We start from the raw sequence: 21,748 nt of genomic DNA on the forward strand, positions 1-21,748 counted from the left end.
AGCATGTTATATAGAGAAAAATATAATGATTGGTTAGAATCAAACATAGTTGATGAAAAGATGAAAGATGAATTAAGAGCAATAAAGGACGAAAAGGAAATTGAAGATAGATTTTATAAGGACCTTGAGTTTGGTACAGGTGGACTTAGAGGTGTAATTGGTGCAGGAAGCAATAGAATGAATATATATACTGTTTCTAAAGCAACTCAAGGATTGGCAAATTATTTAAATGGAAGATTTGAAAATCCTTCAGTAGCAATAGCATATGATTCTAGAAATATGTCAAAGGAATTTTCAAAAGCTGCAGCTTTAACTCTTTGTGCAAACAATATCAATGTGTATTTATATGAAAGTTTAAGACCAACTCCAATGCTTTCTTTTGCAGTAAGACATTTAAATTGTACTGGTGGAATTGTTGTTACAGCTTCACATAATCCAAAAGAATATAACGGTTATAAGGTTTATGATGAGTTTGGTGGTCAAGTTACTGATGAAAAAGCTAACATAATAATAAGTGAAGTTAATAAAATAGATAATTTTGATAAGATAAATACAATGAATGAAGAAGAAGCTTTAGCAAAAGGTTTATTAAAATATATTGGAGAAGAAGTAGATAAAGCTTATATTGATTTAGTAAAAGACTTAACTATTAGAAAAGAACTAGTAAAAGAAAATGCTTGTGATTTAAAGGTTATATATACTCCAATACATGGATCAGGAAATATGCCAGTAAGAAGAATTCTTAATGAACTTGGATATACTGGGGTATCAGTAGTTAAAGAACAAGAAATGCCAGATGGAAACTTCCCAACTTCATCATATCCAAACCCAGAGGAACCAGCAGTATTTAAGTTAGCATTAGAAATGGCTAAAACTGAAAATCCAGATGTTATTTTTGCAACAGACCCAGATGCAGATAGAATTGGTGTTGTTGTAAAAGATAGTGAAGGTGAATATAGAGTATTAACTGGAAATCAAACAGGATTATTGTTAACCCAATATATTTTAGATGCTTTAAAGGAAGAAGGGGAACTACCAGAAGATGGAGTTATAATTAAAACTATAGTAACTACAGATGGTGCTAAGAAAATTGCAGAGGCGTATAATATTGAACTTATAGAAGTATTAACTGGATTTAAATATATTGGAGAAAAGATTCAAGGATTTGAAGTCAATAAAGATAAGGCTTATATTTTTGGATTTGAAGAAAGTTATGGATACTTAGCAGGAGATTTTGTTAGAGATAAAGATGCTGTAATAGCAGCTATGCTAATAGCAGAAATGACTTTATTCTATAAGGAAAAAGGAAAAAGTCTTTATGATGGTTTAGTAGAGTTATATGAAAAGTATGGATACTTTAAAGAAACTCTAGTATCATTTGAGTTAAAAGGAAAAGAAGGAAGCGAAAAAATAGCTAAGTGTATTGATTCTTTAAGAAATGAAAATCTTGTGGAAATTAATGGAGTTAAGATAGCTACAAAGTATGATTATAAGTTAGGAACTGAAGAGAATATAAGTAATGGAGATAAAAAAGAAATTGATCTTCCAAAGTCAAATGTTCTAAAGTTCGTTTTAGAAAATGGTGCATGGTTTGTAGTAAGACCTTCAGGAACAGAGCCGAAAATGAAAGCTTACGTTGCTGTTAAAGGAAATAGCTTAGAGGATTCAAAAGAAAAACTAGAAAGCTTTAAAAATGAAGTAGTAAACTTAATCAATTCTAAGTTAAATTAAATATAAAAAGTTATATAATTATAGATAGTAGGGTAAGTTATTAGGTTAATAGCTTACCTTATTTGATATGGTAAAATATAACCCTAAATTTTAGAAAAGATGACAATGTAAAATTTAAAATTAAATTTAATAAATATAGTTGTTTAAAGATTAAAGAAGGTGAGTTTTATCAGAGCTTAAATAAACATTAATTTAGAATGGAGAGAAAGATGTATAATAAAAGTTTAGAATAGTATTTGAACTTTAAATAAGCAAACTTTATATATTAACATTCTTATTTGAAAGCTATTAAAATATATAGTATTATTTATAATAAAGCTATTTTTAAGGAGGTATCTGTATTGGATTATAATGCAGCATTTAAAGAAAAATTAGGTAAGTTATTATTTTTAGAAATGGATAAAGAGGGGTTTAAAGAAAGTGTACATATTCCTAGTTATGTAGATTTTAAAAATAAAGATTTATATTTACCTATTTCTCCAGAATATATAACATCAAATGTTAATAATGAAGTTAAAATTAAAAATTTACCTATATATTATTTTATAGAAGGAATGTTTTTTGCAATAGGAGCAGATGAAAATTTAAGATTTAATGAAGATTATGAAACTATATTAACATATATTAAGGATACAGAAAATTGTATAAAAAGTATAATTTCTAAAAAAATAAATGATGAGAAATTAATAGATGCTTATTTACTTTTAAAAGGATTTTATAGATATTCAAAAGATATGGATGTTATGAAAAAACTTTTATTAGTTGGTGAAAATTTAAGAGAAAAGGATAGTGCTTTTAAAGACATTTTATTGCAAGATATAGAGTATTGTGAAGAAAATTCTTTAAAAGTCCCAGAAGCATATCTTTATAAGACTTTGATATTAAAAGATGACGGGGACTTTAAAGGAGCAAAAGTTGCAATTAATGAGTATTTAAATAATGGTGGTAAAAAAACAGAAGAGGTAAGCATATTAATTGATGATATCACTAATATATCAAATTATGAAATTGCAATAGAACATTTAAAAGATGATCCAGTTAAAACAGTGAAATTATTACTTGAGTTACTAGAAAAATTTGAAAATAATCCATTGGTTTATTATTATTTAGGTGTTGCTTATAGAAAACTTGAAAATTATGAAAAAGCTATTTATTATTTAAATGAAAGTTTAGGAAGAGAAAGTGGAATATATGAAGTAGTTGTAGAGCTTGGAATAAACTATGCGTGTATAAATGACTTTGAAAGTGCAATTAAATACTTTAAGAAGGCTTTTGAGGTTACAAAAGAAGTAGAAATATGCACAAATATTGTTATGTGCTATATGAATTTAAATAATTTAGAAGAAGCTAAATTACATCTTGATATAGCAAAAAAGTTAGATCCAGAAGATGAAATTGTAAAAGACTTAGAAAAGATGTTAAGCAAATAGTTATATTTTGCGAAGCAAAATAGTGAAGAGTGAAATAGTTAATAGGGAAAAAGTTAAGGAGAAAATCCTTACAGGATTTTTTTGAATAAAAGGTGTTTTGCACTTATAGATTAAATTTTGCGAAGCAAAATATCCTAAGCTTTTCACTCTTTCACTCCTAACTTTTCACTAATAAATTGCTTCGCAATTTTTAACTTTAGTAAGTTAGATAAATATGGTATTATAATTATGAATAATTTTACTTATGTATTATTAAGGAGAGAAGATGAAAGATAATGATTTTATTAATGTATTAGGATACAAAGTATATAAAAATAAATTACTAGATGCATTAAAATATATTGATAAGTTTGATAAGGTTCATATTATATCAGGGAATCCAGAAGTGCTGTACACAGGACTTTATAATAAGGAATTATTAGAAAACTTTAAAAGTGATAAAGCATTTATAATACCAGATGGTGTGGGCCTTCAAATTGCAGCTAAATACTTAAAGACTCCTGTTGAAGAAAAAATAGCAGGAATAGATTTAATGAAAGGAATAATAAAAAAGTGTTCAAAGGAGAATAAAGGTATATATTTATTAGGAACAAGTGATGAAAATCTTAATGCTTGTGTTGCAAATTTAATGGTTAAGTATCCAAATATAAATATTGTGGGATATAGAAATGGCTTTTTTGATATAAATAAAGCATATGAAATAATAAATGAAATAAAAGAAAAAGAACCATATGCTATCTTTGTAGCTATGGGCTGTCCAAGACAAGAAGAATTTATAGTAAGATATATGGAAGAGTTGCCATGTAAAATCTTTATGGGGGTTGGCGGAAGTTTTGATGTGATTGCAGAAAAGGTTAATAGAGCACCTAAGTGGATGATAAAACTTGGATTAGAGTGGCTCTATAGAGTTTCAAAAGAACCATGGAGGATAAAGAGACTTGGAAGTATACCTAAGTTTTTATTGCTCGTTGTCAAAAATAAAAAGGTGAAGTATGAGTAAAAATAAGATTTTTAAAGCAACTTTTATAGTAATGTTTATGACTATAGTAAGTAGAATAATAGGTTTTGGTAGGGATATGTTAGCAGCATATCACTTTGGTGTAGAAGGTTCTTATGACATATATGTTGCTTCAGTTGCAATACCTGAGTCAGTATTTATGATTGTTGGTCTTGCAATATCAACTACTTTTATACCAATGTTAAGTGAAATTAAACATAATAAAAGTAAAGAAGAGATGTTTAAGTTTTCAAATAATGTTATTACTATTTTAAGTATATTATCAATATTTATAATTATCTTAGGATTAATATTTACAAAGGAAATAGTTAATATTTTTGTGCCTAAGTTCACTATAGAGCAAATTGAGCTAACTATATTTTTAACTAGAATAACTTTAATAAATGTAGTTTTATTATGTATTAATGCTTGTTTTTTATCAATACTACAAGTGTGTGAAGATTTTATTGTCCCATCAATATTAGGATTGTTTTTTAATCTTCCAATAATAGTTTATTTAGCTTTTTTTGGAGAGGTAAGTATTATAGGGTTAACTATTGCAAATATATTAGGAAATTTATTAAGAGTATTAGTTCAAATCCCATCTTTATATAAGCAAGGTTATAAATTAAAATTATATATAGATTTGAAAGATGAAAAGCTTAGAAATATGATGATTTTAATACTTCCAGTTATAGTCGGAGCTGGAGCAAATTCAATTAATATGTTAGTAGATAAAAGCTTGGCATCAGGATTAACTACAGGTGCAATGGCCTCATTAGAATACTCTCAAAGAATAGTTACATTTGCAAATACAGCAATAACAACATCAATAGTATCAGTAGTTTATCCTTTAATGGCAAATAGATTGAATGCTGGAGATAATACTGGATTTATAAAATATTTAACTAAATCAATAGTAATAATATGCTTATTTTTAATTCCTATAACTTTTGGAATGCTATTTTTAAGTAAAGAAATAGTTGCAGTATTTTATGAAAGAGGAAAATTTGATTCAAGTGCTGTTATTTTAACTTCTATGGCATTGCTTGGATATTCCTTGCAACTACCTTTTGCAGGAATAAGAGATATTTTAAACTCTTCATTATTTTCAATGAAAAAAACAAAACTTACTACCATTAATGGAATAATAGGTGTTGTTATAAATATAATTTTAAGCGTCATTTTATCTAAATACATAGGGGTACTGGGTATAGCTATATCTACATCTGTATCATCATTAGTTATAGCTTTATTATTATTAAATTCAACTAGGAAGTTAGTTGGAAACTTTAATATAAAAGAAGTTATTATAAAGATTAGTAAAATTATATTAAGTTCATCATTAATGATTTTAATTCTTTACTTAATAAATAAGTTATTAGGAATAGAAAGTTCTTTAATTATTATTTTAATTGACGGAAGCCTTGGAGCAATATTATTTATGATTATGTGCAAAATTCTAAAAATAGAAGAATTTGATGAGGCTTTAAATATGATAAAAGGAAAAGTTAAGAAGGAGGTTTAAATTAATAAAATGAAAATATTATTTATTGCATGTTATTCTCCATTAATTAATAACTCAGCATCAATTGAAACTCTTCAATATTTAAATAATTTAGCAAAAATTAAAGAGAATACTATTCATTTATTAACTGTTAACTTTCCTTCAAATTCTATTTATTATGATGAACACATATTTAATATGTTAGATAAGAGAATTAAATTACATATAATTTCAGGTGGAAAGTTATTTGAGGCAATAATGCCAAAAAAAACTCAAGAAACAGCAATTGTTAATACTAGTTTAGGAAAGATTAAAGTTAAAGGTATTTTAAAAAAGGTAAAAAAAATACTTGCAGTGCCAGATATGTATTTATATTGGGCTTTTAAAGCAAGTAAATATGGTATTAATCTTATGAAAAAAGAAAAATTTGATGTTATGTTTTCTATGCATGAACCTCCATCTAGTCATATATGTGCATATAAAATTAAGAAGAAATTTCCGAGTCTTAAATGGATAACATATTGGAGTGATCCTTGGCTTAAAGATTCTACCAGAGAAGGATCTAATTTAATAAGAAGAAATTTTGAAAAAAATTATGAAAGAAATATAATTTCTTTAGCAGATAAATATATTTTTGTTACAAAGGCCAATAGAGATGATTATATAGAAACATATAATATAAAAAAAGATGATACTTATATTATAACAAGGGGATATGATGAAAAAGTATATTCAGATATAAAAGAAAAGGAAAATCCAAAGTTTATAAATAAGAAGAAAATAAATATAGTTTACACTGGAGAAATATTTTCAAGGCTTAGAGATGTTAGACCATTTATTAAAGTAATCAATAAACTTAAGGTAGAAAATAATGATTTGTATGAGAGTTTAAATATACTTTTCTTTGGGAATATAGATGATGAAAGTATTAAAAATGAATTATCCACTATAAGCAATGTGAAAGTATCAAATAGAATACCTTATAGAGAAGCTCTAGCATATATGGTTAATGCTGATGTGTTATTGCTTTTTGGCAACAAGAATTCAAAGCAAATACCAGCAAAAATATATGATTACTTTGGGTGTAATGGATATATTTTAGTTATTTTAGGGGATGAAAATGACCCTATAATTGATGTGGTAAATAATTTAGATAAGTGTAGTATAGCTTTAAATAATGAGCAAGACATTTATAAAAGTATTTCTGAACTATCACAAAATATTTTAAGAGGAAATAAATCAAATCAAATTAAAGAATATGAGTGGGAAAATATATCTAAAAGATTAAATTCTATTTTAAAGGGGGAGTAGTTATGCACGTTATGTTTATACCATCATGGTATCATAATAAAAGAAACCCCGTGCATGGAAGTTTTTTTAAAGAACAAGCAATAGCACTTAAGGAACGTGGAATAAAAATTACTATTGCTTATAATGAAGTTTGGCCATTAACATTAGCTTTTAAGATAAAAGAAAAAATAGGATTAAATTATGATATTGAAGAAGGATTAAAAACATACCGATATAAAAATTTTAATTATCTTCCTAAGAATCCTATGATGTTTAAAGTATTTAATAGAAGATTAGAAAAGTTATACAAGGAAATAGTAAAAAGAGAAGGAGAAGTAGATTTAATACATTGTCAATCTTCATTTTGGGCTGGAATAAGTGCTAATTATATTTCAAAAAAGTATAGTATACCAATAATAATAACTGAACATTCTTCTTTGGAGAAAGCAGTGTATATAAAAGAAAGTTATAAACCTTTAATAAAAGAATCTTATTTAGAAGCAGATGAATTAATAGCTGTGGGCAATGGATTAAAGAAAGAAATATCAAAATTTTGTGGAAGAAAAGATATAAAGGTGATACATAACTTAATACCAATGGAGAATTTCTATATAAGTAAAAATAAAAATAAGAATTTTACCTTCTTTTCTTTAGCATTTTTGGAAGGTGAAAAAGGAATGGATACCCTTATAAGATCATATGCTAAATACTTCAAGGGAACTGATTCTAGACTCTTAATAGGTGGGGATGGAAGTCAAAAAGATTTTTTTGTTAAACTATGTGAGGAGTTGAAAATAAAAAGTCAAGTAGAATTTTTGGGTGCTCTGTCTAGGAAAGAAGTTTCACATTATATGAGTATATGTGATTCTTTTGTATTAGCCTCAAGATATGAAACTTTTGGAGTTGTTTATATTGAAGCTTTAGCATCAGGAAAACCTGTAATAGGAACTTATAATGGTGGTGCTGAGGATATTATAAATTCTAAAAATGGATTGATTGTTAAAGTTGATGATGTTGATGAATTAGGGAATGCAATGAAATATATAATGGAAAATATTAATTTTTATAATGCAGAAGATATAAGGAGAGATTGTATTGTAAAATTCTCTAAAGAAAAAATAACAAATGAAATACTAGAGATTTATGATATAGTATTAGATAAGAGAGGTTAATTATGTTATTTAAAGATTATAGTATAGATGAATTTATATCGGAACTATCTTCAGATGCGCCTTCTCCAGGAGGTGGAAGTACTGCAGCGTTAGTAGCAGCTTTATCTAGCAGTTTAAATTCTATGGTTTATTCATTAACAATAGGTAAAAAAGTCTTTGAAAAACTAGGTGATAATGAAAAAAATAAGATGATTAAACTACAAGAAGAAACTAAAGAGTTTACTAAGAAAGTTCAAAATTTCATGGAACAAGATAGAGATGATTTTTTAAGGTTAATGGATAGCTATAAATTACCTAAGGATAATGAAGAAGATATTATTATGAGGAAAGAAAAAATTGAAGAAAATACCATGAAGGCAATGGAAACACCGCTATCATTGGCAGAAGAATGTATTAAGTTTTATGATAATATTGAATTTGCAATTAAATATGGTAATAAAAATTTGATTTCTGATGCTGGTGTTGCAACTGTTTTATTACATTCAGCAATAGAAAGTTCAATAATTAATGTAAAAGTTAATTTAAATTTCTTAAGAGAAGAAGAGATTTGCGTGGAAATAGAAAATAAATGTAAGAGTATACTTAATATTTCTTATGTTAAAAAGTGCAACTTAATGAATGAAGTTGAAAATATAATATACCCTAAAAAAATATAGTCTCAAAAGAGACTATATTTTTTTAGGGTAATTCATTTAAGGATCTAAATTCATATCCTTGAGCTTTAAGTTCTTGAATTACAGTTTTTAATATTTTTGTATTTGTATCAGATACTGAATGTAATAACATTATAGAACCTGGATGAGCACCATTTACTATCTTTTTTATTGCCGCAGATTCTTCGGGTTGGTTATCAACAAGCCAATCCTTATACGCAAAACTCCAAAAAATTGTTTTATATCCCAAATCTTGAGTTTTCTTTAAAGAATTTTTAGAGTATTTACCCATTGGAGGTCTAAAGAATTTAGGCATGTCTTGTGATGTCAATGCTTTAAATTCTTCTTCTACTTCAGTGAATTCTTTTTTGAATTTTTCATTATCTAAAATACTAGCCATAGATGGATGATGAGATGTGTGGTTACAAACTAAATGTCCTTCATCTACCATTCTTTTAACTATTTCTGGTTGCTCTTTTATATAAGGTTTAACTACAAAAAATGCAGCAGGTACTTGTTCATCTTTTAAAATATCTAAAATTTTTGGAGTATTACCATTTTCATAACCCTCATCAAAAGTTAAATATAATACTTTTGAATTTGTATCACCTACATAATAGGCTCCAAGATCACTAAAGAAGTCAATTGACTCTTTTGGGGATTCTGGAGTTTTACCTTTTTCTCTGTTTACAAAATACCAATTTAGCTCTAAGTCATCAGAGGCTAGGGCGTTTACAGGTATAAAAGAAGAGGGAATGATAAAAATTAAAGAGAGTAGAAAAGTAGCAAAAATATTTATTTTTTTCATTAGCTCACCACCTTTTATAAATAATATCTATTTTTATAAGTTGTTTATAAAAAATAACATTTTTAACTACAACTTATATAAGTTATTTTTATCTAAAATAATTCTTTTACACATAGAAATACAATGTATAAATGCTATTAATTGCCGATTATAAATATTTTAGTTAATAATATACATAATTAACGTTATTTAAAAGAATTTTGGATAGATAATAATATTTAATGAAGAAGTGGAAGAATGATGATATTTTGCTAAGCAAAATTCAAAATTAAATTTATGAACTCATATATAATTTAAAAATTCATTGAGTTTTTTATTTTTTCATTTTTAGTTATTAATTCTTAAATTTATTTATAAACTATCTAATACTAGAAATTATTTTAATTTTTTATTAACCTATAAATTTTCATTATAACTTATAAATGTTGAAATAATTAATATTGTAGAGTATAATTTTAAGGATATGATTTAAGAGAAGAAAGGAATGTACATAGATGAATTTAGGAATAGTTGGTTTACCAAACGTAGGTAAAAGTACTTTATTTAATGCAATTACAAAAGCTGGAGCAGAGTCAGCAAACTATCCTTTTTGTACTATAGAACCAAATGTTGGAGTAGTTAGTGTACCAGATAAAAGATTAGATGTTCTAGAAAAAATGTATAATACTAAGAAAAAAGTTTATACTGCAGTTGAATTTTATGATATAGCAGGACTTGTTAAAGGTGCTTCTAAAGGTGAAGGATTAGGAAATAAGTTTTTATCTCATATAAGAGAAGTTTCTGCAATAGTTCATGTTGTAAGATGTTTTGATGATGGAAATGTTGTGCACGTTGAAGGGTCAGTTGATCCAATAAGAGATATAGAAACTATAAACTTAGAGCTTATATTTGCTGATTTAGAAGTATTAGAAAGAAGAATGGAAAGATCAATCAAACAAGTTAGATCTGGAGATAAAAAAGCTAAGGAAGAATATGCTTTAATGGAAAAAGTTAAGGCTCACTTAGAAAAAAACTTGCCTATAAGAACATTAGAAGTAACAGAAGAGGAAGAAGAGTTAATAAGAGGATTATTCTTAATAACTTCAAAACCAGTTCTTTATGCATGTAACATATCAGAAGACGATATGATGGAAGGTAATACAAATAATGAGTATGTTCAAAAGGTAAGAACACATGCAGAAAGTGAAAACTCTGAAGTTGTTGTTGTTTGTGCTAAATTAGAAGAAGAACTATCAGGTTTAGAAGAAGAAGAAAAACAAGAAATGTTAAGTGAATATGGATTAACAGAATCAGGGTTAGATAAGCTTATAAGAGCTAGTTATAAATTGTTAGGTTTAATAAGCTATTTAACAGCAGGAGTTCAAGAAGTAAGAGCTTGGACTATAAAAGAGGGGACAAAAGCACCACAAGCAGCTGGTAAGATACATTCAGATATAGAAAGAGGATTTATTAGAGCAGAAATAGTATCATATAATGATTTAGTAGAATGTGGTTCAGAAGCAGCAGCTAAGGAAAAGGGACTTTACAGATTAGAAGGTAAAGAATATGTTATGAAAGATGGAGATGTAGTAAACTTTAGATTTAATGTATAACTACTTCTTTAAAAAGGCTGATTTTTAATCAGCCTTTTTATTTTTTGAAATTAATAATTACAAATTTTATAACTTTATATTAATTATGTAAAATAAATTCTTAAAAAATCAAATAATCCTTGAAGAATTAGTTGAAATTCTATAAAATAATACTATAGAGTGGTTGAAAGTGGTTGAAAGTGGAGCAGATATATTATTATATTGTTATGAGGTAGGAGTAAAGATGTTTATAGGAGAATATCAACATGCAATAGATGCTAAAAATCGAATGATAGTCCCTGTAAAACTAAGAGAGGGGTTAGGTAATAATTTTGTTATTACTAAAGGCTTGGATGGATGTCTTTACGCGTATCCAATGGAAGAATGGAGAGCTCTAGAAGTTAAATTGAAATCTTTACCACTTACAAATAAGGATGCAAGAGCATTTGTTAGATTCTTTTTTTCAGGAGCCTGCGAAATTGAAGTTGATAAACAAGGAAGAGGGTTAATTCCTCAGAATTTAAAGGAATATGCATGTATAGAAAAGGAAATAGTAAGTATAGGAGTATTAACTAGAGTTGAAATTTGGAGTAAGGAAAAATGGAAAGAATATAATGAATCAGATATAGATTTTGATTCTATTGCTGAAAAAATGAGCGATTTAGGAATATAAGGAGTAATATTATGGAATTTAAGCATGTATCGGTACTTTTAAATGAGTGCATAGAGGGATTAAATATTAAAGAAGATGGAATATATGTTGATGGAACACTTGGAGGAGGCGGGCATTCTTTAGAAATCCTAAAGAGTTTATCAAAAGATGGAACTTTGATAGGAGTAGATCAAGATAAAGATGCACTTAAAGCAGCTGGTGAAAGGTTACAAGATTTTGAAAATGTAAAGTTTATCCATAGTAATTTTTATAATATTGATTCAATTTTAAATAACTTAGAAATTGAAAAAATAGATGGAATGCTTATGGATCTTGGTGTGTCATCTTATCAACTAGATGAGGGTGATAGAGGATTTAGCTATATGCAAGACGCACCTTTAGATATGAGAATGAATAGAGAAAACTCTTTGTCTGCATATGAAGTTATAAATGAGTATGAAGAGGAAGAAATTTATAGAATAATTAGAGATTATGGTGAAGAAAAGTTTGCTAAAAGAATTGCAAGATTTATAGTAGAAAACAGAGAAAATAAACCAATAGAAACTACTTTAGAATTAGTAGAAATAATAAAAGCTGCTATACCTGCTAAGGCTAGAAGAGAAGGACCACATCCAGCAAAAAGAACTTTTCAAGCTATTAGAATAGAGGTAAATAGCGAATTATCTATATTAAATAAGGCAATTGAAGATGGTGTAAATAGATTAAATAAAGGTGGAAGAATGGCTATAATAACTTTCCATTCTTTGGAGGATAGAATAGTTAAGATTAAATTTAAGGAATTAGCAACATCGTGCACTTGCCCAAAAGAATTTCCAATTTGTGTTTGTGGTGGCAAAGCGAAAGTTAAGTTAATTAGTAGAAAGGCTATTGAACCATCGAAAGAAGAAGTAGAAGAAAATCCAAGAAGTAGAAGTGCTAAATTAAGGGTTATAGAGAGAATTTAAAAAAAGTTAAGTAAAATGTATGGGGGATGTAATAAAATGGTTGAGAGAGAATATGATTATATAAGGGGTAATACAGTATTAACTCCAAAGAGAAAATATAATGAGATAGACAAGAGAATAGAAAGAGAAAAGCAAGAAAGAAGACAAAGAGAACTACAAAGAAAAGAAAAGGCAGCAAAAAAGGCTACTGTAAAAAGTATATTACAAGTATCTTGTATTGCTTTAATTTTAGGTGTTAGCACTATTGCAAGAGATGGTAAGGTTTATAGAATGCAAAATGATCTTTCAAAAGTAAAAAGTGAAATAAAGACTGTTACTGCAGAAGGAGAAGCATTAAGAGTAAACTTATTAAGATATTCATCACTAGCAGATATAAAGGATGTAGCTAATAAATCTGGAATGAAAATTCCGGATAAAAATGATTCAGTAGAAGTAGATTTAACTAAAAACTTTTTTGCTAACTTAGGGGAATAAACATAAGTTATAGAATAGTACACTTGCCAAGATAAAGAGTGTTAAGTTTACACTCTACATGTTATTAAAAAATTACATGGAGGCATTGATGTGAATAAGAAGAATTATAGAGATAAAGCGCTAATGAAAAAAAGAATATCATTAGCGCTTACCGCATTAACGTGTTTATTTTCTCTTTTAATAATAAGACTGTCCTACATAATGATAGTTAAAAGAGGAGAGTACTCAGCAAGAGCTGAAGAACAGTGGACAAGTGAAGTTAGAATTGATGCAAGAAGAGGAAGGATACTTGATAGAAATGGAGTAGAACTTGCAGTATCTGCAAATGTTTATAGAGTAGATTTTGACTTAAACTCGATAAGGTCACATTTAAGGAAAGAAAATTTAACTAATGATTCAATAGCTCCTAAAATAGCAGAAGCGTTAGAAATGGATGTAGAAAAAGTTCTTAAAAAGCTAAATACAAAGCTTCCAAGTGGAGCAGATGCAGGTGCAGCAACGTTAGTCAGGAGAATTGAAAAAGAACAGGCAGATAAAGTTAAAGATTTAAACATACCTGGAGTGATTGTATCTCCAGATACAAAAAGATATTATCCAAATGGAAACTTTTTAGCTCATGTTTTAGGTAGTACTAATATTGATGGGCAAGGTTTAACTGGAGTAGAGTTACAATATAATGATTATTTATCAGGTACTCCAGGACTTCGTATTTCAGAATTAGATAAATATAATGATCAATTACCATATACAATATCTAAATTTACACCTCCAGTAGATGGAAAGGATGTTACATTAACAATAGATGCGAATTTGCAGTCTTTTGCTGAAAAAATAGCTGAAAAAGGTTATAAAGATAATCAGGCAAAGCAAGTTTCTATAATTATAATGAATCCAAGCAATGGTGAAATATTAGCAATGGTGAATAAACCTGATTTTGATCCAAATAGCCCATATGAAGGTGCAGAAGATTACGAAGGTTCAACTACAGGAGAAAAAGTTCAAAAAATGTGGAGAAATCATTTAGTCAATGATACTTTTGAACCAGGATCAATTTTTAAGGTTGTAACTATGATTGGAAACTTAGAAGAAGGTCTCGTTAAGGAATCAGATACATTTACTTGTAACGGAAGTTTAAAAATTGGGCCTCATACAATTAAGTGTTGGAAAACATCAGGTCATGGCACACAAATATTACCAGAAATACTTCAAAACTCATGTAACGTTGGATTTATGGAAATTGGTAAAAGAATAGGAAAAGAAAAGTTAAATGAGTATATAGCTAAATTAGGCTTTGGTAAAGTTAGTGGAGTTGACTTACCAGGAGAAGCAAAGGGAATTGTTAAAAAAACAGAAAAGATCAATGAAGCTGATCTTGCGACAATTTCATTTGGTCAAACAAATACTGTAAATGCAATACAATATATGACGGCATTTAATAGCATTGTAAATGGTGGAAAGTTAATTCAACCTCATATAATGAAAGAAGTTACTTCTAAAGATGAAAATGGGAATACTGTTGTTGATGATACATTTGAACCAAAAATAACAGAAGTTTTAAGTGAAGAAAATACTGCAATTTTAAGAGATTATTTAGAAAGAACAGTTTCATATGGAGGTTCAAGTAAAGCTTATGTTGAAGGATATCATATTGCGGCTAAAACAGGAACAGCTCAAAAAGTTAATCCAAATGGTGGTGGATATGAATCAGGTAAATATATATCTTCCTTAGCAGGATTTGCACCAGCTGATAATCCACAGGTTTCGGTATTTATTTCTATAGATGAGCCTGGAACGGGAACTTATTATGCTGGACAAATAGTAGCTCCACTTGCAAATGAGTTATTTACAGATATATTTAATTATATGAGTTCAGAAATATCAAAGGATGATATAGATAGTATTGTGAAGGATGTAGTTATTCCTGAAATAAGAGGGCTTGAAATAGATGAAGCAAAAAAAATATTAAAAGAATATAATTTAGAGTATAATATTGAAGGAAATGGGTCTATAATAACAAGTGTGAAGCCTTATCCAGGATACACGGTTAAAGAAAATTCCAAGATTAATATAGACACAGGAGACTCAGAGTCTTATAATAAAAATGTCGTTATGCCTGATTTAAGGGGGTACTCCTTAGAGTCTGCATCCAAAATTTTAAATGATTTAGGTATAAATTATACATTTGAAGGTGAGGGCGCAATAGTGAAGCAAAGTATTCCAAAGGGTGAAATGATAACAAAAGGAACAAATGTAAAACTTGTATTAAGCGAAGAATATGGAGATTAATTTAGAATATCCCTTTACATTAGCATGTGGGACACTCACATGCTAAATTTTTATACAAAAGACATAGGGAGTTCTTTTTAGAATATTAAGGAGATGGTGAAATGAAGTTATTAGATTTATTAAAGGGAGTAAATTATGAATTGTTAGAAGGGGCATTAGAAAAAGAAGTAAATCACATTCAATATGATAGTAGAAAAGTAAATGAAGGTGATTTATTCGTATGTCTTACAGGTTTCGAAGTTGATGGACATGATTATGCTAATAAAGCTATAGAAGCTGGTGCTAAGGTAGTGCTTTGTGAGAAAAAAATAAATATTAAAAGAGAAGGAGTAACAGTTCTTCTTGTTAATGAGGGAAGAAAAGCTCTTGCTACAATGTCAGCAAATTATTATGGTCATCCAACAAAGTCTTTAAAATTAATAGGAGTTACAGGTACAAATGGTAAAACTACAACAGTATATTTACTTAAATCAATGCTTGAGAAAGCGGGTAAGAAAGTTGGACTTGTTGGAACAATAGCTAATTATATTGGAGAAACTAAGCTTAAATCTGAAAGAACTACTCCTGAATCATTAGAACTTCAAAAACTATTTAAGGATATGGTAGAGGCAAATTGTGAGTATTGTGTGATGGAAGTTTCATCACATTCATTACAATTAAATAGAGTTTATGGTTGTGAGTTCGAGGTGGGAATATTCACTAATCTAACTAGAGATCATTTAGATTTCCATAAAACTTTTGATAATTATTACAACGCCAAATTTAAACTATTTGAAAGAAGTAAGGCTAGCGTAATAAATGTTGATGATGATTATGGATATAGAGTTTTAAAAGATGTTGAAAAACTAGAAAATAAAGAGATTAAAACTTATTCAATAAAGAATAATAGTGACTTTAAAGCATCAGAGCTTATTCTAAAAGAAGGAGATATACATTTTAAGATAAATGGAGAAGAATTTAATTCAGTTTTACCAGGAGAATATAATGTATATAATGCTTTAGGGGCAATAGGAGCAATGAGTATTTTAGGAATTAATAGTGAGTCAATAAGAAAAGGACTATTAGATGTTGTTGTACCAGGAAGATGCGAAAGGATAGGTTATAAATATAACATACCATACGATATAATAATAGATTTTGCTCATACTCCTGATGGATTGAAAAATATTTTAGAAACTTTAAAAGGATTTACTAAAAATAGATTGATAGCCGTATATGGATGTGGTGGAGATAGAGATAAAGTAAAGAGAGCTGAACTTGGAAGGATTGGAACAGAACTTGCAGATTTGGCAATAATTACATCAGATAATCCAAGAGAAGAAGATCCAATGGCAATTATAAAAGAAATAGTTTCAGGTATTACAAAGTCAAATTATTTAGCAATTGAAAACAGAGTTGAAGCAATTAAGCTTGCTTTAGGTATGGCTGAAGAAGGAGACGTTGTTGTTTTAGCTGGTAAAGGACATGAAAATTATCAAATAACAAATGAAGGTGTAATTCATTTTGATGAAAGAGAAGTAGTAAATGAAATTTTAGTAAGTAAGAAGAAGTAATTAGAGGTGGATAAATTGGAATTATCTTTAAATGAACTTTTAGAAGCCATGAATGGTGAATTAATAGTTAAAGGAAAAACTGATTTCAACAGTGTTTGTATTGATACTAGAAAAATAGAAAAGAACAATATTTATTTTGCTATAAAAGGTGAAAGATTTAATGGAAATAAATTTGTTATAGAAGCTTTTTCAAAAGGAGCTTCTGTAGCAATAGTTGATGAAATATTATTTGATTTAAATAATACAGATAATCTACAAACAGTAATAAAAGTTGAAGATACTGAAAAAGCTCTATTAAATCTTGCCAATTACTATAGGAAAAAGCTAGGTTTAAAAGTTATAGGAGTTACTGGATCATGTGGAAAAACATCTACAAAGGATTTGATTGCTGCATTTTTAAGTGAGAAATATAAGGTTTTTAAAACAAAAGGAAACTTTAATAATCAGATAGGGTTACCTTTAATGATTTTAGAACTTGATAGCTCTATAGATGTAGCGGTTTTAGAAATGGGAATGAGTAACTTAGGCGAAATAGATGTTCTTGCAAATTGCGCAAGACCAGATATAGCTGTTATAACCAATATAGGATTATCTCATATAGAAAATCTAAAAACTCAAGATAATATATTAAAAGCTAAAAGTGAAATATTTAATTATTTTGATGAAACAAACACTCTTATAATAAATGGAGAAGATGAAAACTTGTTAAAAATAAAAGACAAGTGTTTTGAAATTCTAAAAATTGGATATAATCATGAATATGATGTTTATGCATTTAATATTATACTAGAGGAGGACAAAACAACATTTACAGTTAAGGATAAAAATGAAGAAAGTATATTTACAATACCTATGGCTGGCAAACATAATATATTAAATTCTATGCTTGCAGTAGAAGTGGCTAAAAAATTAAATGTTACTTTTGATGAAATGAAAAAAGGTATAAAAAATTTAGAAGCTACATCAATGAGGCTACAAGTTATTAAAGGAAACAAAATAACAATTATAAATGATTGTTATAATGCTAGCCCGGATTCAATGAAATCTTCGATGGATGTACTTAGTACTTATAAAACAGGAAGAAAAATAGCTATACTTGGGACTATGAATGAATTAGGCGAAGAGGCTGTAAAATCACATATTGAAGTAGGAAACTATGCGTTAAGTAAAGTTGATTTATTAATAGCAATAGGAGAATACAAAGAGTGTTTTAAAAAAGGATTTACAGGAGAAAATATCATTACTTTTGCTACAAAAGAAGAGTGTATAGATAAAATAGATACTATAATTAAAGAAAGTGATGTAGTTTTAGTAAAGGCTTCAAGAGGTATGAAGTTTGAAGATATAGTTAGTTCATTAGAAGAAGTCTCAATATAACGAAGGAGGTGAACTGCCTTTATAGGCAGGTACAATGGGGGAGAAATTAATAGACATATTTACGTCGAACTTAACAATAGGATTAGTACTAGCGTTTATAGTATCATTAATACTGGGTCCTATAACAATACCAATGCTTAGAAGATTAAAGTTTGGTCAAAATATAAGAAAAGAAGGGCCTCAAAGCCATCTAAAAAAAGCAGGGACTCCAACTATAGGAGGAATTATATTTATAATTTCAACAGTGATAGTTATGGTGGTAATGAGATTTAGTCCTACAGATGAAGCAATGATTGCACTATATTCATTACTTGCTTTTGGATTTATAGGATTTTTAGATGATATCCTAAAAATTATAAAGAAACAAAATGAAGGCTTAAAAGCATGGCAAAAAATGTTGCTATTAATCATTTTCTCAACTGCAATTGCAGTATATGGATATGTTAATTTAGGAACGACTTTAAGAATACCATTTATAGATACAAAAATTCCACTTGGAATTCTTTATATTCCTTTTGTAATAGTGTATTATGCTGGTGCAACAAATGCAGTAAATTTAACGGATGGATTAGATGGATTAGCATCTACCGTTAGTGTTTTAGTGTTAACATTTTTTGCAGTTATAGCATTTACAATGAAGCATGAGTCTTTAGCAGTATTTTCAATTGTATTAGCAGGAGGATTGCTAGGATTTTTAAAGTTTAATGCATATCCTGCAAAGGTGTTTATGGGTGACACTGGATCTTTAGCAATTGGAGGTGCGATAGCAACTATTGCATTAGTTTTAGAACTGCCTTTAATATTAGTTATTGTTGGTGGAATTTATGTATTTGAAACTTTATCAGTAATTTTACAAGTTTCATCATATAAATTAAGAGGTAAAAGATTATTTAAAATGGCACCAATTCATCATCATTTTGAGCAAGTAGGATGGAGTGAAACAAAAATCGTTACAGTCTTTTCTATAGTAACTGTAATATTATGCTTCATAGGATTTATAGCCCTTTAATCACTAGATTGGAGGAGTTTTTATGAGAGAAAAAAAGCCCAAAGTAAGAATGGGCGAAATTGACTATGGTATATTTTATGCTGTTATATTATTATTAGCAATAGGGGTAATTATGATATATTCAGCGAGTTCATACTATGCTATGTTTAAAGAAGGTGATAGCATGGTGTATCTAAAAAAACAATTGATTTGGGCTATTAGTGGATTAGCTATTATGGGATTTATGGCTAACTTAGATTACCATAAGCTGAAAAAAATTACTCCCCATCTTTTAATTGTGACTATACCGTTACTAGTAGCAGTATTTTTCTTTCCAGCAGTAAATGGAGCAAAGAGATGGATACAGCTTGGACCTTTATCTTTCCAGCCATCTGAGCTTACTAAATATGTAGTAGTTTTATTTTTAGCGATGAGCTTAGATTTAAAGGGAGATGGTGTTAAAAAGTTTTGGACTGGTATAGTACCATATTTAGGAGTTGCAGGTTTTTTCGCAGGTATGATATTATTAGAAAAAAACTTAAGTATAGCAGCTATTATTATGATAGTTACATTCATAATGTTATTTGTTGCTGGTGGAAGAATCCAAGATTTATTTGGAAAAGTTGCTCCAGTGTTATTAGTTGCTGTTATGTTTTTTATATTTGGAGAAGATTATAGAAGAGCAAGAATGCTTAACTTTTTAAATCCATGGAAAGATCCAGCGGGAGATGGTTATCAATTAATCCAATCATTTTATGCCTTGGGAGCTGGAGGGGTAACAGGACTTGGTCTTGGACAGTCAAGGCAAAAAACTTTATATATGCCAGAACCGCATAATGACTTTATTTTCTCTATTATAGGAGAAGAACTTGGATTAATAGGATGTTTATTTATAATTGCACTATTTGTATTCTTTGTTTGGAGGGGAATTAAAGTTGCCATGAAAGCTAAGGATACTTATGGAACACTTTTATCTATAGGAATAACATCTATAATTGCAGTTCAAGCTATTATCAATATTGCGGTTGTAACAGGATCAATGCCTGTAACTGGTGTACCAATGCCTTTTATTAGTTATGGTGGAACATCGTTAGTAATAAATATGATGGCAATGGGAATACTTTTGAACATATCAAGGCAAGTACAAGGAAAAGAAGTATAATTATAACTATATAAAATGAAAGAGTAGGATATTAAAATTCTTACTCTTTTTTTACTTTATAGGAAAGTAAAAGAATGCATTAAGAATGTAATTATATAATAAAAAATAGAGAGTTAACATTTATAAAAAGATCTACTATTTGATAATTTTTTTCATTTTTAGCTGAGATATATAAATAGAATTAATTAAAAATGAAGTTATATAATAAGCAAATAAATGTATATGATTTTTTATAGATAGCAAATTATTTAAGAAAATATTAAATTATTATAAAAAATTTAAATTTAGTAAAAATAATAATGAAAAAATACCCAGAAAGTGATATTATTATATTATGTCATTATATTATGTAAAAGTAGGGGAATTATGAAGAATAAGTCGAATAAATTTATAAGAAGAAAAAAGAGAAATAAAATAATTAAAAGATTAACATTAGGATTATTTGTTATTATAATCGGTATTATAATATTCATATATAAATCTCCAATTTTCAATTTAAAGAAAATAAATATAAGTGGGTTAGTTACATTATCTAATGAAAGTTTACAAGAAAAGTTGAAATATCATATAGGTGAAAATATATTTACTATAGATTATAATGAAATAGAAAAAGAGCTAAAAGAAAATCCCTATATAAAAGAAATAAAGATTAATAAAAAAGGAATAAATTCTTTGAACATAAATATAAAAGAAAATAAAATTGCATATTACTTTGAAAGTGATGGAAAAATAAAGGCCATTAATAATGAAGGTATAATAGTTGAAGAATTAGCTGTAATGGACGATAGAAATTTAATTAAGTTAATAGGAATAGATTTATCTGGAAAAGTTGTTGGAGATAAGATATCAGATGATATAAATATTCCAGATACTCTAGAAAAATTTTATAACATAATAGAATCTATGCCACAAGAATATGTTTTTTCGCAAATAAATATTGAAGATTTGAACAATATAGTTTGTTATATACAGAATGTAGAGATAATGATTGGAGATAGCAATGATTTAACAGATAAAATGAATTTAGCGCTTAATGCTATTGAACAAGGAGTTATTTCAAAAGGTTATATAGATATGAGTTTTAATGGACCACCAGTTATAAAGCAAATTAACTAAATAAGGGGGAAACTAT

Annotated in this window: 18 protein-coding genes; 17 read left to right on the plus strand and 1 reads right to left on the minus strand. The window is 27.9% G+C overall.

Annotated features, from left to right (window positions below):
* Positions 1 to 3 precede the first annotated feature (3 nt).
* From J7M87_RS19165 to J7M87_RS19195, 7 genes are all read left to right on the plus strand, one after another.
* The gene (locus tag J7M87_RS19165) at positions 4 to 1,731 is read left to right on the plus strand and encodes a phospho-sugar mutase (RefSeq protein ID WP_291653657.1); all 1,728 of its coding nucleotides are present in this window, start codon (positions 4 to 6) and stop codon (positions 1,729 to 1,731) included.
* A gap of 395 nt (positions 1,732 to 2,126) precedes the next feature.
* Complete coding sequence (locus J7M87_RS19170) at positions 2,127 to 3,161, plus strand: tetratricopeptide repeat protein (RefSeq protein ID WP_291653720.1); 1,035 nt, start codon at positions 2,127 to 2,129, stop codon at positions 3,159 to 3,161.
* Positions 3,162 to 3,426: 265 nt separating this feature from the next.
* Positions 3,427 to 4,161, plus strand: a complete 735-nt coding sequence (locus J7M87_RS19175) for a WecB/TagA/CpsF family glycosyltransferase (RefSeq protein ID WP_291653660.1) — start codon at positions 3,427 to 3,429, stop codon at positions 4,159 to 4,161.
* Positions 4,154 to 5,686 (plus strand): murein biosynthesis integral membrane protein MurJ, encoded by a 1,533-nt coding sequence (gene murJ, locus J7M87_RS19180; RefSeq protein ID WP_291653662.1) that lies wholly within the window; start codon positions 4,154 to 4,156, stop codon positions 5,684 to 5,686. The genes J7M87_RS19175 and murJ overlap by 8 nt, the downstream gene beginning before the upstream one ends.
* Positions 5,687 to 5,695: 9 nt before the next feature.
* Positions 5,696 to 6,976 carry a glycosyltransferase gene (locus J7M87_RS19185; RefSeq protein WP_291653664.1) on the plus strand — a complete coding sequence of 427 codons (1,281 nt, stop codon included), beginning with the start codon at positions 5,696 to 5,698 and terminating at the stop codon, positions 6,974 to 6,976.
* Between the two features lie 2 nt (positions 6,977 to 6,978).
* Positions 6,979 to 8,127, plus strand: a complete 1,149-nt coding sequence (locus J7M87_RS19190; protein WP_291653666.1) for a glycosyltransferase — start codon at positions 6,979 to 6,981, stop codon at positions 8,125 to 8,127.
* Positions 8,128 to 8,129: 2 nt separating this feature from the next.
* Entirely contained in the window at positions 8,130 to 8,783 is a 654-nt protein-coding gene (locus tag J7M87_RS19195; protein WP_291653667.1) for a cyclodeaminase/cyclohydrolase family protein, read from the plus strand.
* A 22-nt stretch (positions 8,784 to 8,805) separates the two neighbouring features.
* Here the strand turns inward: J7M87_RS19195 and pdaA are convergent, their stop codons facing one another.
* A complete protein-coding gene (gene pdaA / locus J7M87_RS19200; RefSeq protein ID WP_291653668.1) occupies positions 8,806 to 9,588 on the minus strand; it encodes a delta-lactam-biosynthetic de-N-acetylase in 783 nt (260 codons plus the stop codon).
* Between the two features lie 494 nt (positions 9,589 to 10,082).
* Here pdaA and ychF point away from each other — a divergent pair, with 494 nt between their 5' ends.
* The 10 genes from ychF (at position 10,083) to J7M87_RS19250 (ending at position 21,732) form a co-directional block, all read left to right on the plus strand.
* Complete coding sequence (gene ychF / locus J7M87_RS19205) at positions 10,083 to 11,180, plus strand: redox-regulated ATPase YchF (protein WP_291653670.1); 1,098 nt, start codon at positions 10,083 to 10,085, stop codon at positions 11,178 to 11,180.
* Between the two features lie 223 nt (positions 11,181 to 11,403).
* Positions 11,404 to 11,832, plus strand: coding sequence for a division/cell wall cluster transcriptional repressor MraZ (gene mraZ, locus J7M87_RS19210; protein WP_291653722.1), 429 nt, complete (start codon positions 11,404 to 11,406; stop codon positions 11,830 to 11,832).
* An 11-nt stretch (positions 11,833 to 11,843) separates the two neighbouring features.
* Positions 11,844 to 12,776 (plus strand): 16S rRNA (cytosine(1402)-N(4))-methyltransferase RsmH, encoded by a 933-nt coding sequence (rsmH, locus tag J7M87_RS19215; protein WP_291653672.1) that lies wholly within the window; start codon positions 11,844 to 11,846, stop codon positions 12,774 to 12,776.
* A 36-nt stretch (positions 12,777 to 12,812) separates the two neighbouring features.
* Complete coding sequence (locus J7M87_RS19220) at positions 12,813 to 13,250, plus strand: cell division protein FtsL (RefSeq protein ID WP_291653674.1); 438 nt, start codon at positions 12,813 to 12,815, stop codon at positions 13,248 to 13,250.
* Between the two features lie 90 nt (positions 13,251 to 13,340).
* The gene (locus tag J7M87_RS19225) at positions 13,341 to 15,536 is read left to right on the plus strand and encodes a stage V sporulation protein D (RefSeq protein ID WP_291653676.1); all 2,196 of its coding nucleotides are present in this window, start codon (positions 13,341 to 13,343) and stop codon (positions 15,534 to 15,536) included.
* A 101-nt stretch (positions 15,537 to 15,637) separates the two neighbouring features.
* On the plus strand, positions 15,638 to 17,089 hold the full coding sequence (locus J7M87_RS19230) for a UDP-N-acetylmuramoyl-L-alanyl-D-glutamate--2,6-diaminopimelate ligase (RefSeq protein WP_291653678.1): 1,452 nt from the start codon (positions 15,638 to 15,640) through the stop codon (positions 17,087 to 17,089).
* Between the two features lie 15 nt (positions 17,090 to 17,104).
* Positions 17,105 to 18,466 carry a UDP-N-acetylmuramoyl-tripeptide--D-alanyl-D-alanine ligase gene (gene murF, locus J7M87_RS19235; protein WP_291653680.1) on the plus strand — a complete coding sequence of 454 codons (1,362 nt, stop codon included), beginning with the start codon at positions 17,105 to 17,107 and terminating at the stop codon, positions 18,464 to 18,466.
* A gap of 34 nt (positions 18,467 to 18,500) precedes the next feature.
* Complete coding sequence (mraY, locus tag J7M87_RS19240) at positions 18,501 to 19,475, plus strand: phospho-N-acetylmuramoyl-pentapeptide-transferase (RefSeq protein WP_291653682.1); 975 nt, start codon at positions 18,501 to 18,503, stop codon at positions 19,473 to 19,475.
* Between the two features lie 22 nt (positions 19,476 to 19,497).
* Positions 19,498 to 20,616, plus strand: coding sequence for a stage V sporulation protein E (gene spoVE / locus J7M87_RS19245; protein WP_291653684.1), 1,119 nt, complete (start codon positions 19,498 to 19,500; stop codon positions 20,614 to 20,616).
* Between the two features lie 366 nt (positions 20,617 to 20,982).
* On the plus strand, positions 20,983 to 21,732 hold the full coding sequence (locus J7M87_RS19250; protein ID WP_291653685.1) for an FtsQ-type POTRA domain-containing protein: 750 nt from the start codon (positions 20,983 to 20,985) through the stop codon (positions 21,730 to 21,732).
* Positions 21,733 to 21,748: the final 16 nt, after the last annotated feature.

Source organism: Clostridium sp., from assembly GCF_017888565.1.
Lineage (GTDB): Bacteria > Bacillota > Clostridia > Clostridiales > Clostridiaceae > Clostridium.

What these genes read in the sequence shown, in the direction of transcription:
- J7M87_RS19195 (WP_291653667.1), top strand. Translation starts at nt 8,130, where the DNA reads ATGTTATTTAAAGATTATAGTATAGATGAATTTATATCGGAACTATCT.
- rsmH (WP_291653672.1), top strand. Translation starts at nt 11,844, where the DNA reads ATGGAATTTAAGCATGTATCGGTACTTTTAAATGAGTGCATAGAGGGA.
- J7M87_RS19230 (WP_291653678.1), top strand. Translation starts at nt 15,638, where the DNA reads ATGAAGTTATTAGATTTATTAAAGGGAGTAAATTATGAATTGTTAGAA.
- spoVE (WP_291653684.1), top strand. Translation starts at nt 19,498, where the DNA reads ATGAGAGAAAAAAAGCCCAAAGTAAGAATGGGCGAAATTGACTATGGT.
- J7M87_RS19250 (WP_291653685.1), top strand. Translation starts at nt 20,983, where the DNA reads ATGAAGAATAAGTCGAATAAATTTATAAGAAGAAAAAAGAGAAATAAA.
- J7M87_RS19190 (WP_291653666.1), top strand. Translation starts at nt 6,979, where the DNA reads ATGCACGTTATGTTTATACCATCATGGTATCATAATAAAAGAAACCCC.
- J7M87_RS19220 (WP_291653674.1), top strand. Translation starts at nt 12,813, where the DNA reads ATGGTTGAGAGAGAATATGATTATATAAGGGGTAATACAGTATTAACT.
- mraY (WP_291653682.1), top strand. Translation starts at nt 18,501, where the DNA reads ATGGGGGAGAAATTAATAGACATATTTACGTCGAACTTAACAATAGGA.
- ychF (WP_291653670.1), top strand. Translation starts at nt 10,083, where the DNA reads ATGAATTTAGGAATAGTTGGTTTACCAAACGTAGGTAAAAGTACTTTA.
- J7M87_RS19185 (WP_291653664.1), top strand. Translation starts at nt 5,696, where the DNA reads ATGAAAATATTATTTATTGCATGTTATTCTCCATTAATTAATAACTCA.
- J7M87_RS19165 (WP_291653657.1), top strand. Translation starts at nt 4, where the DNA reads ATGTTATATAGAGAAAAATATAATGATTGGTTAGAATCAAACATAGTT.
- mraZ (WP_291653722.1), top strand. Translation starts at nt 11,404, where the DNA reads ATGTTTATAGGAGAATATCAACATGCAATAGATGCTAAAAATCGAATG.
- murJ (WP_291653662.1), top strand. Translation starts at nt 4,154, where the DNA reads ATGAGTAAAAATAAGATTTTTAAAGCAACTTTTATAGTAATGTTTATG.
- J7M87_RS19170 (WP_291653720.1), top strand. Translation starts at nt 2,127, where the DNA reads ATGGATAAAGAGGGGTTTAAAGAAAGTGTACATATTCCTAGTTATGTA.
- pdaA (WP_291653668.1), bottom strand. Translation starts at nt 9,588, where the DNA reads ATGAAAAAAATAAATATTTTTGCTACTTTTCTACTCTCTTTAATTTTT.
- J7M87_RS19175 (WP_291653660.1), top strand. Translation starts at nt 3,427, where the DNA reads ATGAAAGATAATGATTTTATTAATGTATTAGGATACAAAGTATATAAA.